The following is a 16,256-nucleotide window of genomic DNA, read 5'->3' on the forward strand; positions in this document are numbered from 1 at the left end:
ATGTTTGGAATTCTGGCAAAATTCTTTCGTTTTTCAGGCAGGAAAAATGGTAATAAATTTAAACTGTCGATGGTGATCGGACTCATAGAGGCTCTTGCCTCAGCGATGAAGATTCCGGCTATTATGTACATACTGATGGGTTTGCTGAGTGGAAAAACGACAGGAAAATATATTGGAGGCTCCATTGCGATTATGGTTCTTGCAATTGTAATCGATGTAATTTGTAAGAGATATTCTACAGTGCTTCAGACAGAAGGTGGATATAATGCAAGTGCTTTTATGAGAATCAAGATTGCAGAGCATCTGCGCTATCTGCCGATGGGATATTTTAATTCCAATAGTATTGGGGAAATTTCTTCTATTACAACCAATACAATGGAAATACTTGGCGATGTGGCTGCGAGAGTGGTTATGCTGACCATGCAGGGAATTCTGGAAACATCAATGATCATTCTTATGCTGTTTATTTTTGACTGGAGAATCGGACTGATAGCTGCAGCAGGAGTACTTATTTTCTTTGGGGTCAATTCTGTGATGCAGAATGCAGGGAAAAAAGATTCAGAGCAAAAAGTAGTATGTGATACAGAGCTTGTAAAACAGATTATGGAGTATCTGCAGGGAATATCAGAGGTGAAGTCATACAACCTGCTTGGAAAACAGGCAAAAAGATTAAACGATGCAAATGAAGCATGCAAGGCGATCAACACAAAAATGGAGATGCTGTTTGTGCCATATCATTTTCTGCAAAGCGTGATAACAAAAATCACAGGAGCTGTGATCGTAGCAAGCAGTGCATATTTTTATATCAATGGAACTATGAGCGCGGTCTATGCGATCGGTATGACAATCTCGGCATTTATGCTTTATTCCAGTCTGGAATGCGCGGGAAATTATTCCTCCCTTTTACATGTGGTAAGCGTATGTGTGGATAAAGCAAAGGCAATACTGGAGTTGGACACCATGGATATCGACGGCAAAGAGATGCAGCCGGAAAATTACGATATCAGACTTTCTAATGTTTCGTTTTCTTATGACAAACGGAAGATCATTGATGATGTATCGCTTTCTATTCCACAGAAAACGACGACAGCGATTGTTGGACCATCTGGTGGAGGAAAATCAACACTTTGCAATCTGATCGCCAGATTCTGGGATGTGGATTCCGGGGAAGTGACACTTGGAGGCGTGAATGTAAAAGACTATAGTATGAACAGTCTGATGCGTAATTTTTCATTTGTATTTCAGTCTGTGTATTTGTTTGCAGATACCATTGAGAATAATATTAAATTCGGACGTCAGGATGCAAGCCATGAGGAAGTGGTGGAAGCGGCGAAGAAAGCGTGCTGTCATGATTTCATAAGCAAACTTCCACATGGATACGATACAGTGATCGGAGAAGGAGGAGCTACACTTTCCGGTGGCGAAAAGCAGCGTATTTCGATAGCCAGAGCGATCATGAAGGATGCACCAATCGTTATATTAGATGAGGCAACGGCCAATGTTGATCCAGAGAATGAAAAGGATCTGATGGATGCAGTAGATGCGCTTACAAAGGAAAAAACGATTATTATGATTGCCCACAGATTAAAAACGGTCAGACATGCAGACCAGATTGTGGTTGTTGACAAAGGACGAATTGTGCAGCAGGGAATACATGAGCAACTAATGAAGCAGGAAGGTATTTATAAGAGATTTGTGGATGCAAGGCAGCAGGCGGTAAGTTGGAAACTGGTGCACTGAGAAATAATCCACAGTTGGTGAATATCCAAATTGAATTGTCTGAAAGAGATTTAATTTAAGTTTCGCTAAGTTTCACTTATATAGGCAGAATGAGGGATATTCAATAAAGTAATATGAAAAAAGCACTGAAAACCGTGGATTATTGGTTTTACAGTGCTTTTTCTTTTGCCAAAGAGGAAAATGCAGCGAATTTAAGTTTTGCTAAGTTTCACTGAGTTCTGATTTTGCAGAGCGCCATTGTTTCTTAGGTTCAAACTTTCCACAATCATCACAGGTATACGGCCAGTTGATTTTCCACTCAAAATATTCATCTCTGGTAATCTCACCGGATTTCAGTTCATCCATTCGAACCACCCATTCTTTCAGAAAATTATTCAGAACCCCATAATCAAACCATATACAGACAGGAGCATGGGCAGGCCAGCTATCGTTGGGTGAGAACAATGTCAATCCCAAAGTTATGCAGTATGTGATGGGCCATTCAGATGCACAGATTACAATGAATGTCTACAATCATATTGCAGAGAAGTCTCATGTGGAGAACGAGATGTCTAAAATGAACTTGCCAGAAACCGTACCTTCTGTGGTATAAACCATAAGTCGTTGTCGTAAAATGTGGTAAGAAAATCAGACGAATATATTTTTCCAAAAATTTGTGATAAAAATGCGGCCAAATCAAGAAAATCGAGTGCGAAGCTGTGATATACGACATGCACAGCTCGGGAAAGAATTCCCTCGCTGTCGGGCTGTCGCCCTATAAAATAGCAAAAATAAACGCCATGCAAGTTTACTTGCAAAGGCGTCTATTTTTGCTATTTTGCATGGCTCGTAGCGTTCACAAAATCTTCACAAAAAAATTAGCACTCACCTCTTGACAGTGCTAATAAATGGTGATATAACATAGTCAAGAACAAAGGAAGGGAACAAAAAGAACGAAAGTTCCAAAGGTTTCTGAAACATCCCGGTTCCAAGGAAACAAGGTAAACAAGCATGAGGTATCCACAAAGTGGATACATAGTAAGAAAAGGAGCGATGACTTATGTTGATGCCTAGTATTTTTGGAGAGAATTTATTTGATGACTGGTTTGATGGTTTCCCATTCGATGCTATGGATAAGGAAATGAGTAACACTGAGAAGAAACTCTATGGTAAGAAAGCCGGAAGGATCATGAAAACAGATATCAGGGAGAAAGATAACGGTTATGAATTAGTGATCGATCTTCCGGGATTTACAAAGGACGAGATCAAGGCTTCTGTGGAGAATGGCTATCTGACCATCAGTGCAGCAAAGGGACTTGATAAAGATGAAAAAGAAAAAGATTCTGGACATTATATCAGAAAAGAACGTTATGCAGGAGCATGTGAACGTAGCTTCTATGTAGGTGATGGTGTTGAACAGGAAGATGTGAAAGCAAAATTCAAACATGGTATCCTGACATTGTTTGTACCGAAGAAAGAAGCTGCAAAAGCAGTAGAAGAAAATAAATATATTGCGATTGAAGGATAAATTTTAAAAATTTATTTTTCAAAGCCGGTAAAAAAGATATCGCCCCGGAATTTTGTTCCGGGGCGGTATCTTTTTTTAAGCATCAGAAAAGAAAATAGAAACTCTTATTTATTGCACTCTTTTTAGTCAGTCCGCATCCGGTAAAGATCAGCGATAAAAAACGGGAACTTTGCTTTGCTGCTGCACTTACCGGTTTGGTACTGTACTTTTTACTGGAAAATACAGCATTGTCGACCACATATGCATCGAATGTCGGAATCATTGTGGCGTGTGCCCCGTTTTTTGTAGCAGTTATGGTAGGGATCTTTTTTAAGGAAAAACAGGGCGTGAATTTCTTTATTGGATTTGTGATCGCCATTACAGGCGTGATATTGATCAGCTTAAGCTGAGAATGGGAATATCCGGTCATTGCAGTCACAAGAAGGATCTATTTTTACGGTATTATTTTACTGATGCCGATACTGATCGGTGAACATGTGGTAAGCAGCAGAGGATTTGTAGTGCAGGAATTGGTGGAAAATATCCGAAAACTGACTGTAAATCGTAAACTTTTTATAAAATTAGCACTCACCTATTGACAGTGCTAACAACTAGTGCTATATTTCCAATTAGAAACAGAGAAATCAGGAAAATAAATCAGGAGGTGTTACCATGAACATACAGAAATTTACACAAAAGTCCGTTGAAGCTATCAATGATTGTGAAAAACTTGCTTATGAATACGGCAATCAGGAAATTGAACAGGAACATTTGCTTGTAGCACTGATGCGGCAGGAAGACGGTCTGATCCAGAAAATGATCGAGAAAATGGAGATCAATAAAGAACATTTTATGGATAACGCCATACGTCATTTAGAGAAAAGAGTAAAAGTGTCCGGCGGACAGGTCTATGTTGGCCAGGCATTAAATAAAGTACTGATCAGTGCAGAAGATGAAGCAAAACAGATGGGGGATGAATATGTATCCGTTGAGCATCTGTTTTTAGCATTATTAAAATATCCAAACCCTGCCATGAAAGAGATCTTTAAGGAATATGGCATTACAAGAGATCGTTTCTTACAGGCATTGTCAACGGTTAGGGGAAACCAGAGAGTAACCTCAGACAATCCGGAGGCAACCTATGATACATTAGATAAATATGCAACCGATTTAGTTGCAATGGCAAAAGAACAGAAAATGGATCCTGTTATCGGCAGGGACTCAGAGATCCGCAATGTTGTCCGTATCTTATCGAGAAAGACAAAGAACAATCCGGTGCTGATCGGTGAACCGGGTGTCGGTAAAACCGCAGTTGTAGAAGGTTTAGCACAGCGTATCGTAAGAGGGGATGTACCGGAAGGATTAAAAGATAAGAAACTGTTTGCACTTGATATGGGTGCCTTAGTTGCCGGAGCAAAATACAGAGGTGAATTTGAGGAACGTTTAAAAGCAGTCTTAGACGAAGTCAAACAGTCCGATGGTCAGATCATCCTGTTCATTGATGAACTGCATACGATCGTCGGTGCAGGCAAGACAGACGGCGCAATGGATGCCGGCAATATGTTAAAGCCGATGTTAGCAAGAGGTGAACTGCATTGTATCGGTGCAACTACACTTGATGAGTACCGTCAGTATATTGAAAAAGATGCAGCCTTAGAGCGAAGATTCCAGCCGGTTATGGTCGATGAACCAACCGTAGAAGATACGATATCGATTTTACGTGGCTTAAAAGAACGGTATGAAGTGTTCCATGGCGTTAAAATATCCGATGCCGCATTAGTATCGGCGGCCGTATTGTCAAACCGTTATATTTCCGACAGATTTCTGCCGGATAAAGCAATCGACCTTGTAGATGAAGCCTGTGCACTGATCAAGACAGAGTTAGATTCCATGCCGAGTGAACTTGATGAATTAAACCGTCGTGTGATGCAGCTTGAGATAGAAGAAACGGCATTGAAAAAAGAAACGGATCATTTGAGTCAGGAACGGTTAGCTGCCTTACAGAAGGAATTAGCAGAATTAAAAGATGAATTTTCCGTAAAAAAAGCACAGTGGGATAATGAAAAGAAATCTGTCGAACATGTGCAGAAATTAAGGGAAGAATTAGAAACCTTAAAAGGCGAGATCAAACAGGCACAGCAGAATTACGATCTTGAAAAAGCCGCAGAATTGCAATATGGAAAACTGCCACAGCTTCAGAAACAGTTAGAGATCGAAGAAGAAAAAGCAAAAACAGAAGATTTATCGTTAGTGCATGAAAATGTCAGTGAAGAAGAAATTGCAAGGATCATTTCCCGCTGGACAGGTATTCCGGTTGCAAAACTGACAGAAAGCGAGAGAAATAAAACTTTACACTTAGATGAAGAACTTCATAAGAGAGTGATCGGCCAGGACGATGGTGTTACAAAAGTCACAGAAGCGATCATCCGTTCAAAAGCAGGCATCAAAGATCCGACAAAACCAATCGGTTCCTTCTTGTTCTTAGGTCCTACCGGAGTCGGAAAAACAGAACTTGCCAAAGCATTGGCACAAAGCCTGTTTGATGATGAGAGCAATATGGTAAGACTTGATATGTCGGAATACATGGAGAAATATTCCGTGTCACGTCTGATCGGAGCGCCTCCGGGATATGTCGGATATGATGAAGGCGGCCAGCTGACAGAAGCAGTCCGTAGAAAACCATATTCCGTTGTACTATTTGATGAAGTGGAAAAAGCACATCCGGATGTATTTAACGTGTTGTTACAGGTATTAGATGATGGACGTATTACTGATTCACAGGGCAGGACCGTTGATTTTAAGAATACGATCATTATCATGACCTCAAACTTAGGAAGTGCCCATCTGTTAGAAGGCATTGAGCCGGATGGCAGTATCAGAAAAGAAGCAGAAGACGCTGTTATGCAGGAACTGCGTGGCAATTTCCGGCCTGAATTTTTAAACAGGTTAGATGAGATCATCATGTTTAAGCCGCTGACAAAAGATAATATCGGACATATCATTGATCTGTTGATACAGGAATTAAACGAACGGCTTGCGGACAGGGAGATCAAAGTAGCACTCTCTGATACGGCAAAAGCATATATTACGGAACAGGGATATGATCCGGTATATGGTGCAAGACCATTGAAACGTTATCTGCAAAAGCATGTAGAAACATTATCCGCAAAACTGATCTTAGCCGATCAGGTAAGAGGCGGGGATACAATCTATATTGATGTGAAAGATGATGCATTAAGTGCAGAAGTCAGACATGCATAATGTAGTCTGCAATTATCCGGATCACTGTCATAAGTACCTGAACAGCAAGTGTTCAGGTACTGTTTCGTTTATAGGCATCCTGCGAACCGGAATTTGTCAGAAAATTCCTGCATATAATATAGTAAGAAAAGACTGGCAAGTGATGATATGAAACGGGTGCAGAACTTTTTAGCAGGGATGGATATCTTCCTGCTTTGCATGTTTGCAGGATACATGGCAGAGCATGGGATCATGGATTTTACCAAACAGGAATTCGCAGCGAAAGTACAGACACAGACAGTTGCAGGCAGAGCAGTGAAAGATGAAACTGAGAAAAAAGTGGCACTTACTTTTGATGATGGGCCAAATCCGGAATATACAGAAAAACTTTTAAATGGACTTAGGGAACGTGGTGTAAAAGCCACGTTCTTTCTGCTGGGTGCAGAAGTGGAAAAATATCCCGATATCGTAAAACAGATGTATGAGGATGGGCATCTGATCGGGAATCATTCCTATGAACATGTGAATTTAAGTACGTTAAGTGATGCAGAAGCAGTACAGCAGGTAGATAAGACCAATCAGGCAATCAGCCGGATCACAGGCGAAAATCCGGAATACATCCGCCCACCATATGGATGTTTTAAAAGTAATCTCGATTATAAAACGACGATGATCGAAGTGCTGTGGGATGTTGATCCGTTAGACTGGAAAACACCCGATGCAGCTGCTGTAACACAACGTATTTTAGATCAGGTGCAGGATGGGGACATCATTTTATTGCATGATGCATCGGAAACATCTGTATCCGCAGCCTTTCAGGTGGCAGATGCTTTAACGAAGGAAGGGTATATTTTTGTGACAGTAGACGAGATCCTGTTTGATTAAATTGATGAAAGATAGAGTGGGATACTATGCATATAAGAAGCAAAAATAAGGCAACTTTGCACAAATAGAAACCAAAAATGAAGGATTTCACAAAGAACCTTGCAAAAAGGTCTTGTAAAATCATAGAAATTCATGTATCTTATAACGTAGGCAGTTTGCAGGAGATTAGATAAATGGATTTATTTGATTATATGTTAGAACAAAATAAGGAAAAAGAATCCCCGTTAGCATCCAGACTGAGGCCAGCGACCTTAGAAGAAGTCGTAGGGCAGCAGCATATCATAGGGAAAGATAAACTGCTGTATCGTGCGATCAAAGCAGATAAACTTTCTTCTATTATATTTTATGGACCGCCGGGAACAGGAAAAACCACATTAGCCAAAGTGATCGCAAATACGACCAGTGCAGAATTTACACAGATCAACGCAACTTCTGCCGGTAAAAAAGATATGGAAGAAGTCGTAGGGCAGGCAAAAAATAACCGGGCGATGTATGGCAGAAAGACAATCCTGTTCATTGACGAGATCCATAGATTTAATAAAGGGCAGCAGGATTATCTGCTTCCGTTTGTTGAGGACGGTACAGTCATATTGATCGGTGCAACGACAGAAAATCCTTATTTTGAAGTCAACGGAGCTTTGCTTTCAAGATCAGTGATCTTTGAACTCAAATCCTTGTCAAAAGAAGATATTAAGACACTTTTGATAAGAGCAGCCACAGATGAGAAAAAAGGCATGGGTGCATATGGTGCAGTCATTGAAGAAGATGCACTGGATTTTCTGGCGGATATCAGCAATGGAGATGCAAGGTCAGCATTAAATGCGATCGAACTTGGTATCCTGACGACAAACCGCAGTGAAGATGGCAAGATCCACATTACTTTGGAAGTTGCTTCAGAATGTATCCAGAAAAGAGTTGTAAAATACGATAAAAGCGGAGATAATCACTATGATACGATATCCGCATTTATCAAAAGTATGAGGGGATCTGATCCTGATGCGGCAATTTATTATCTGGCGAGAATGCTTTATGCGGGTGAGGACATCCGGTTTATTGCAAGACGGATCATGATCTGTGCAGCAGAAGATGTCGGGATGGCTGATCCGAATGCCTTAAACGTGGCAGTATCCGCAGCATTAGCAGTAGAACGCTTAGGGATGCCGGAGGCGAGGATACCATTAGCAGAGGCAGTTACCTATGTTGCAACAGCACCAAAGAGCAATGCATCTTATATGGCAGTCGATGCGGCACTTGATATCGTAAAACACACCAAGACAGCTCCGATCCCAACGCATTTGCAGGATGCACATTATAAATCAGCAGATAAATTAGGGCATGGCATTGGTTACAAATATGCACACGCATATCCGGGACATTATGTGAAGCAGCAGTATCTTCCGGACGGACTGACAGAAGAACGGTTTTACCATCCGACAGAAAATGGTTATGAAAAACAGGTATCTGAATATTTAGAATACATAAAACAGATCACAGAGTCATAGGAGGAAATGAAATGAGATCATATCAGGAGATGACAAAAGAAGAATTATTGCAGGAAAAAGAACAGTTAGAAGCAGAATACAAAAAATATCAGCTTCGGGGACTGAAATTAGATATGTCAAGGGGAAAGCCATCTAAAGAGCAGTTAGATATTTCCATGGGAATGATGGATGTGTTAAACAGCCATGTGGATCTTACCTGTGAAGATGGCACAGACTGCAGAAACTATGGCGTATTAGATGGTATTCAGGAAGCAAAAGTATTGATCGGTGACATGATCGAATGTAATCCTGAAAATATCATTATTTATGGTAACTCCAGCTTAAACATCATGTATGATACAGTTGCACGTTCTATGACACACGGAGTTATGGGAAGTACACCATGGTGTAAATTAGATAAAGTCAAATTCTTATGTCCTGTTCCGGGATATGACAGACATTTTGCGATCACAGAACATTTCGGTATCGAGATGATCAATGTACCGATGCTTTCTACCGGACCGGATATGGATATCGTAGAAAAATTAGTAGCCGAAGATGATGCGATCAAGGGGATCTGGTGCGTTCCAAAATATTCAAACCCACAGGGAATCACTTATTCGGATGAAACTGTACGCCGTTTTGCCAGATTAAAACCGGCAGCAAAAGATTTCAGGATCTACTGGGATAATGCTTATGGTGTTCATCATTTATATGATATTGATCAGGATCATCTGATTGAGATTTTATCCGAATGTAAGCGTGCAGGCAATCCGGATATGGTATATAAATTCTGTTCCACATCAAAGATCAGTTTCCCGGGATCCGGTGTAGCAGCCATTGCAGCATCTGCAAACAACTTAGAGGATATCAAAAAACAGTTAAAAGTGCAGACGATCGGTTATGATAAAGTAAACCAGCTGCGTCATGTAAGATTTTTCAAAGATATCCATGGCATGACAGAGCATATGAAAAAACATGCCGAGATCTTACGTCCGAAATTTGAAATGATCTTAAATCTGTTTGATACAGAATTAGCAGGACGCGGAGTCGGTGACTGGTTCAAGCCAAAGGGCGGATATTTCATCTGTTATGAAACTTTAGAAGGCTGTGCAAAAGAGGTTGTATCGAAAGCCAAAAAAGCAGGCGTTGTGATGACACCGGCAGGAGCACCATTCCCATATGGAAAAGATCCGAAAGATTCTGTGATCCGTATCGCACCGTCCTATCCGAGTTTAGAGGACTTAGAACTTGCAGCAAATATCTTTGTTGTCTGCGTAAAATTAGTCAGCATCGAAAAATTGTTAGCAGAGTAAAAACAAGAGATTGTTCAGAATCTCATTAGAATAATAATAAAATTAGATATATTTCCCATATCAGAGAAACGTTTATCTCTCTGATATGGGATTTTTTTGCATAGAAAAGTACCGGGTTTATAGAGTTATGGTAAATAGTAGTAAAAAATTAAACAAAAATAAGAAAAAAGTGTATTGATTCCACAAAAAGAAAAAGAGATACTAATAACATGAGCAGACTGTCAGTTCCAGCATAGGCTGACAGAGCTTTTTAAAAACGAAAGGGAGGATATGCGATGAAAAGAAAACATTTGTGGAAGAAAGGGACAGCATTGCTGCTTACATTGGGAATGCTGTCAACATCAGTTCCGGTAACAACGTTTGCAGAAGAAGCAGCCGGAGACGGAGATGCTGCATCTGATTCGATTGTTGCAACAGCACTTGCGAATTATGATTTTAATGACTTTACAGTGTCAGAAGATGGTAATTCGCTGACAGATGGTACAAGAACTGTCAAATTAGAGGCAGAAGGAAATGGAAAGAAACCGGAGATCATTTCTTCAGGACGTGGAAAGGTTCTGAAATTAACAGAACAGTCCTATGCTGACCGTGCAGATGCACTGTTACCGAAGAATCCATTTGCAGGACAGTCTGTAGATAATGGATTTACGGTGAACTTCTGGACACTTACTACAGGGACAGCAGGCGGTGGAAAATGTCTGTTAGATTTTGAGGTAGCTCCTGTTACAACCGGAAGAGCAGGAACACTTGCAATGAACCAGCAGATGGTTTATTGGAATACAACAGATCAGAATGGTAATTTTACAGACTTTAGTATTGGTAATATGCAGTTAAAGCAGAAAAACTGGACAATGGTTACCATGGCAATTACCACAGAAGGGGTTACTTTCTACAAAGATGGAGCAGCCATTACACATAGCATTACTGCTAAAAATGTAGAGAGCGAAGATGCCATTGATTATGCTCAGACGATTAAAGATATGGCAGGTACAAGTGGAATTGCAAAACCGGAAGAAACAAATGTCCGTATCGGTGCCAGCCTTGCAACTTACTGGTCTTGTGCAGGTGCATTGATGGATGATATTTCTTTCTATGGAAAGGCATTGACAGCAGACGAAATTGCTTCATTGTATACAGAAACAAAAGTGGATATGAGTAGTATTCCATTGACAAAAGTAACAGTAAGCGGTGTTTCATCCTTAGACAAAGGAAAGACAGCACAGTTATCGGCATCATATGAGCCGTTTGATACAACAGAGAGTACATCGACTGTAAAATGGGCATCCGATAACACAGATGTACTGACAGTTGACAGCAAGGGAAAAGTAACAGCAGTAGCAGCAGGAACAGCAAATGTAACTGCTACGATCGGAAGTGTTACATCTGAACCATATGCAATCACAGTGAATGATACAGTCAAAACGTTAGAAGAAGGATATTATCTTGCTGTATATACAACAACAACACCATTCTATGCATCTGCATCAAACTTAAGTCAGGAAACAAAGAGCGTCTATATGGCAGTCAGCAAAGATGGTAAAGATTTTGAAGTATTAAATAACGGCGGCGGCGTGATCTTTGCAAAGAAAGGTTCCGGAGAGATCACAGAACCTAGAATTTTAAAAGTAGACGGCGTATTTACAGTAGTTGCACCGGATGCAACAGCTTCTAACGGTACACATATCTTTACATCTAAAGATGGTGTAGCTTATTATGATGATACGGTTGTAGCAACAACAGATCTGTCTGCAGCTGCATTAGAAAAAGCAAATTTCAGATTCTTATTAAAAGGTGAGAATCTTGTAGAAACCGATAAGAATCTGGCAGTAGGAAATGCATTTCCGATCACAGAAGAAGAATATAACCATATTTTAAATAAGCTTGGCAATGTAGTAAATACAGGCTTAGAGACATTACCGGATGTATCTGTTAAGACAACAGATAATGTAACAGAAGCGACACTTTCTAGTCTGCTTCCAAGTGTCAATGCAACTTACAGTGATGGTTCTACACAGAAATTCAACATCGACTGGAGTGGGGCATTGCAGGGTGTTGATCTGACAAAAGAAGGTACTTATACGATCACAGGTAAAGTAAACCAGACAAAATATCTGAATAATCTGAAAAAATTAAATAACAGCAAACTGCCGGAGGATGATCCTGAAAATACAGGAGATCAGGCAGATAACTATGATGAAGAAACACAGACAAATTACTATGATGCCACAAAATATGTAGAAGGTATGGCAGATCCATGTATTTTCTGGGATGAGCAGACCAAATATTATTATATGACAGGATCTTATTTCCCGGAAGAAGGAGATGCAATTGATGATGATGATAACACACAGCAGTATGACCGTGTGGTATTAAGACGAGGCAGAACCTTAGAAGAGCTGCAGGATAGAAGTAAGCAGGTAACCATCTGGAAAGTAGGTAATCAGGGATATACGAAGCAGGATGGCGGAAAAGCGAGCAAAGGATATCGTTATATCTGGGCTCCGGAAATCCACCGTGTAGGAAATTACTGGGTAGTGTATTTTACAGAAAGTGAAAGCAGTAATGTGTTCGGAATCAACTGCCATGCATTAGTATTAGATGGAGATCAAGATCCATATGAAACTGCATTAGAAGCATCCGGGGATGCATCTGACTGGCAGGATTATGCAATGCGCCCAATGGCTAATGATACGCAATCCGGAAAAGTGCCTTTTGCAACTTCTTTCAATCTGGATATGACATATTTTGAAGATGCTGTCAATGGAGAAGCTTATGTGATCTGGGCAGGAAAACCATATGGCAACTCAGATCTGTTCCTTGCAAAAGTAGATAAAGAACAGCCATGGCAGCTGACATCCCACTGCATCCGTCTGACAACACCGGAGTATGGATGGGAGAAGATCAGATATCAGGTAAATGAAGGACCGACTGTATTACAGAAAGATGGCAAGATCTTCATGTGTTTCTCTAACTCAGGAACAGGCTCTGAGTATTGTATCGGTATGATGACAGCAGAAGCAGGAAGCGATCTGTTAGATATCAACAACTGGACGAAAAATCCGTATCCATTACTGACCTCCCGTGATGTGGATGGTGAAGAAGGACCGGGACATAACTCCTTTACCGTAGATCAGGATGGAAATGCGATCTTCGTATATCATGCAAGACCAACATCTCATAATTATCAGCATTGCGGATGGAATGGCACAACATCTACTTATAACACTGAACCATTAAATGATCCATGCCGTCATGCAAGATTAAAACGTGTACACTGGGCAGCAGATGGCACACCGATCTTAAAGATGACTTATGACGAAGAATTAACAGAGAATAATGCAACAGTAACAGCGCAGCTTGTTGTAACTAAAGGAACTGCTGTAACCCCGGGTAAAGATGATAATAATGGTGGAAATACAACACCGACGCCAACACCTTCCACGGACAAACAGACAGTAGCCGTTACAAAAGTAACCTTAGATAAGAGCAAACTGACACTTGGTGTTAAGGAAAAATATACATTAAAGGCAACTGTAGCACCTGCAAATGCAACAAATAGCACAGTAACATGGAAATCAAGCAAATCAAGTGTTGTAGCAGTATCTTCTGCAGGAAAGATCACAGCTAAGAAGAAAGGTACTGCAACGATTACAGCAACAGCAGACGGAAAGACTGTTTCCTGTAAAGTAACTGTAAAAGCAGCACCAAAGAAAGTAAGAGTCAAGGCTGCAAAAGTAAAACTCAAAAAAGGCCAGAAAAAGAAGATCGTTGTAAAACTTCCAAAGAATACTGCAAGTAATAAGATTACATTTACAAGCAGCAACAAGAAAGTTGCAAAAGTAGATGCAAATGGTAAGATTACAGCAGTAAAGAAAGGTAAAGCAAAGATCACTGTTAAGACCTTCAACGGTAAGAAAACAAAAGTAACAGTAACCGTTACAAAATAATAGTTTGATGTATAGGATTGTGAGAGCTGCGTTGCAACGAAGCAATTCGTATATCAGATAACATAGTATATGAAAGAACCGCACTGGTTATCATGTTAGATGATCAGTGTGGTTCTTTATTTCTTGCATTTTCAAGCAATCGGTGCCACAATAGGAGAAGACATCATACAGACAAGGAGTTTTATTTGTGAATATATTAACAGTTGAGAAGGTTACAAAATCATATACAGAGCGGAAGATGTTAGAAGAAGCTTCTTTTTATCTGCAAGAGGGTGAAAAAGTAGGCGTGATCGGGATCAATGGAACCGGAAAATCAACACTTCTAAAGATCATGGCAGGTTATGAAGAGCCGGATGGCGGCACAGTTGTACGTGCAAACAATCTAGTGATCCATTATCTGCCGCAAGATCCGGAATTTGATCCGGAGGATGATATCTTAACGAGTGTAGAAAAATTAGCAGCACATCATGGGACAAGCAGTGAGCAGATGGAAGCAAAGGCAATGATGACAAGGCTTGGAATCACTGATTTTACACAGAAAACAGGTGAACTCTCCGGTGGACAGAGAAAGCGGTTAGCGTTGGTATCCGTATTGTTCTGTCCCTGTGATATCCTGATCTTAGACGAGCCGACCAACCACTTAGACAGTGAGATGGCAGCATGGTTAGAACAGGAACTCAAAAGATTCCGTGGCGCACTTGTCATGGTGACACATGACCGTTATTTTTTAGACAGCGTGACAAACCGGATCATTGAGATCGACAAAGGGAAGATCTACAGCTATCAGGAAAATTATTCCGGTTTTTTAGCAAGAAAAGCAGAGCGGGAAGACAGCGAAAGAGCCAGTGAACGGAAACGTCAGAGTATTTTAAAGAAAGAAATCGCATGGATGCAGCGTGGCGCAAGGGCACGTTCCACAAAACAGAAAGCACATATACAGCGTTATGAGAATTTAAAGAACCAGAAGGGGATTACCGAGGATGCAAGAGTAGAATTAGGTTCAGTGTCTTCGAGAATGGGAAAGACCACGATCGAACTGGAACATATTTCAAAGTCTTATGGAGAGCATTGCCTGATCAATGATTTTAATTATATATTTTTAAAACATGACCGCATCGGTTTCGTCGGCAAAAATGGCTGTGGAAAAACAACATTAATGAAGATCATTGACGGACGGATCTTACCGGATAGCGGAACGGTGACGGTAGGACAGACGATCAAGATCGGATATTATACACAGGAGATCGAAACAGAGGAAAAAGCAGGAATTGCTTATATGGATCCTGAGGAAAAATTAATCGATTATATCCGGAATACAGCAGAATATGTCCGTACAGAAGATGGCCTGGTGTCAGCATCTGCAATGCTCGAGAAATTTTTGTTCCCGCCATCCCAGCAGTATAGTCCGATCGGAAAACTTTCCGGTGGGGAAAAACGGAGGTTAAATCTTCTTCGGGTACTGATGGAAGCACCAAATGTTTTGATCTTAGATGAACCGACGAATGATCTCGATATCGAAACCATGATGATCTTAGAAGATTATTTAGATACCTATGATGGGATCGTGATCATGGTATCACATGACCGCTATTTTTTAGACAGAGTGGCACGAAGGATTTTTGCATTTGAAGGAAATGGAAAGATCAGACAGTACGAAGGCGGATATACAGACTACGACAACCGGAGAAAAGAAGAATGGGACGATTCAGAAAGCAGTACGAAACTACAGCCGGCAGAAAACAAAGATTCCAATAGAACAAGGACGCATGAGAAAAAAATAAAATTCACATATAAAGAACAAAAAGAATATGAAACGATCGAAGCTGATATCGCTTCCTTAGAGGAAAAAATCGCATCATTAGAACAGGAAATGACAAAAAATGCCAGTGATTTTGTAAAACTAAATGCATTGTCACAGGAAAAAGAAGCAGCAGAAACAGAATTGTTAGAAAAAATGGAACGCTGGGAATATTTAGAAGAATTAGCAGAACGTATCCGCACAGCCAACGGATGATAACATGTGCATATCCGAATGGATCTCATATGGTCAGAACAAGAAGGACTCTGTCTGCTGATCGTCATTTACAGCAGATTCTTGTTGCAGAAATATGGTAAAAATGTTGCAGACAAAAGCACTGTGATTGTAATTTCAAAAACCGGA

10 protein-coding genes and 1 pseudogene are annotated in these 16,256 nt (G+C 40.5%); 10 read left to right on the forward strand and 1 reads right to left on the reverse strand.

The window, feature by feature from the left end:
- On the forward strand, positions 1-1,740 hold the full coding sequence (locus tag H8S17_RS02875) for an ABC transporter ATP-binding protein (protein WP_186866139.1): 1,740 nt from the start codon (positions 1-3) through the stop codon (positions 1,738-1,740).
- A 201-nt stretch (positions 1,741-1,941) separates the two neighbouring features.
- On the opposite strand, the pseudogene H8S17_RS17065 reads toward H8S17_RS02875, so the two are convergent.
- Positions 1,942-2,169, reverse strand: a pseudogene (locus H8S17_RS17065) (helix-turn-helix domain-containing protein); the annotation flags it as partial.
- A gap of 1 nt (position 2,170) precedes the next feature.
- Between H8S17_RS17065 and H8S17_RS02885 the strand changes: the two are divergent.
- The 9 genes from H8S17_RS02885 to H8S17_RS02925 all read left to right on the forward strand — a co-directional run bounded on the left by H8S17_RS02885 (position 2,171) and on the right by H8S17_RS02925 (position 16,109).
- Positions 2,171-2,332: a hypothetical protein gene (locus H8S17_RS02885; protein WP_243237954.1), complete on the forward strand. Its 162-nt coding sequence runs from the start codon at positions 2,171-2,173 to the stop codon at positions 2,330-2,332.
- A 447-nt stretch (positions 2,333-2,779) separates the two neighbouring features.
- The gene (locus H8S17_RS02890) at positions 2,780-3,247 is read left to right on the forward strand and encodes an Hsp20/alpha crystallin family protein (protein ID WP_186866140.1); all 468 of its coding nucleotides are present in this window, start codon (positions 2,780-2,782) and stop codon (positions 3,245-3,247) included.
- Between the two features lie 110 nt (positions 3,248-3,357).
- Positions 3,358-3,636, forward strand: coding sequence for an EamA family transporter (locus H8S17_RS02895; protein ID WP_186866200.1), 279 nt, complete (start codon positions 3,358-3,360; stop codon positions 3,634-3,636).
- A 262-nt stretch (positions 3,637-3,898) separates the two neighbouring features.
- Positions 3,899-6,487, forward strand: a complete 2,589-nt coding sequence (gene clpB, locus H8S17_RS02900; RefSeq protein ID WP_186866141.1) for an ATP-dependent chaperone ClpB — start codon at positions 3,899-3,901, stop codon at positions 6,485-6,487.
- A 147-nt stretch (positions 6,488-6,634) separates the two neighbouring features.
- Complete coding sequence (locus H8S17_RS02905; protein WP_243237938.1) at positions 6,635-7,351, forward strand: polysaccharide deacetylase family protein; 717 nt, start codon at positions 6,635-6,637, stop codon at positions 7,349-7,351.
- 173 nt (positions 7,352-7,524) lie between these two features.
- Complete coding sequence (locus tag H8S17_RS02910; protein ID WP_186866142.1) at positions 7,525-8,853, forward strand: replication-associated recombination protein A; 1,329 nt, start codon at positions 7,525-7,527, stop codon at positions 8,851-8,853.
- Between the two features lie 11 nt (positions 8,854-8,864).
- The gene (locus H8S17_RS02915; RefSeq protein ID WP_186866143.1) at positions 8,865-10,148 is read left to right on the forward strand and encodes a PLP-dependent aminotransferase family protein; all 1,284 of its coding nucleotides are present in this window, start codon (positions 8,865-8,867) and stop codon (positions 10,146-10,148) included.
- A 275-nt stretch (positions 10,149-10,423) separates the two neighbouring features.
- The gene (locus H8S17_RS02920; RefSeq protein WP_186866144.1) at positions 10,424-14,095 is read left to right on the forward strand and encodes an Ig-like domain-containing protein; all 3,672 of its coding nucleotides are present in this window, start codon (positions 10,424-10,426) and stop codon (positions 14,093-14,095) included.
- Positions 14,096-14,282: 187 nt separating this feature from the next.
- Positions 14,283-16,109 carry an ABC-F family ATP-binding cassette domain-containing protein gene (locus H8S17_RS02925; RefSeq protein ID WP_186866145.1) on the forward strand — a complete coding sequence of 609 codons (1,827 nt, stop codon included), beginning with the start codon at positions 14,283-14,285 and terminating at the stop codon, positions 16,107-16,109.
- Positions 16,110-16,256 lie beyond the last annotated feature (147 nt).

Origin of the sequence: Roseburia zhanii, from assembly GCF_014287635.1 — a bacterium.
Classification (GTDB): domain Bacteria; phylum Bacillota; class Clostridia; order Lachnospirales; family Lachnospiraceae; genus Roseburia_B; species Roseburia_B zhanii.

Excerpts from the sequence above, each read along its gene's own strand:
- H8S17_RS02875 (WP_186866139.1), top strand. The coding sequence starts at position 1 with ATGTTTGGAATTCTGGCAAAATTCTTTCGTTTTTCAGGCAGGAAAAAT.
- H8S17_RS02890 (WP_186866140.1), top strand. The coding sequence starts at position 2,780 with ATGTTGATGCCTAGTATTTTTGGAGAGAATTTATTTGATGACTGGTTT.
- clpB (WP_186866141.1), top strand. The coding sequence starts at position 3,899 with ATGAACATACAGAAATTTACACAAAAGTCCGTTGAAGCTATCAATGAT.
- H8S17_RS02905 (WP_243237938.1), top strand. The coding sequence starts at position 6,635 with ATGAAACGGGTGCAGAACTTTTTAGCAGGGATGGATATCTTCCTGCTT.
- H8S17_RS02910 (WP_186866142.1), top strand. The coding sequence starts at position 7,525 with ATGGATTTATTTGATTATATGTTAGAACAAAATAAGGAAAAAGAATCC.
- H8S17_RS02915 (WP_186866143.1), top strand. The coding sequence starts at position 8,865 with ATGAGATCATATCAGGAGATGACAAAAGAAGAATTATTGCAGGAAAAA.
- H8S17_RS02920 (WP_186866144.1), top strand. The coding sequence starts at position 10,424 with ATGAAAAGAAAACATTTGTGGAAGAAAGGGACAGCATTGCTGCTTACA.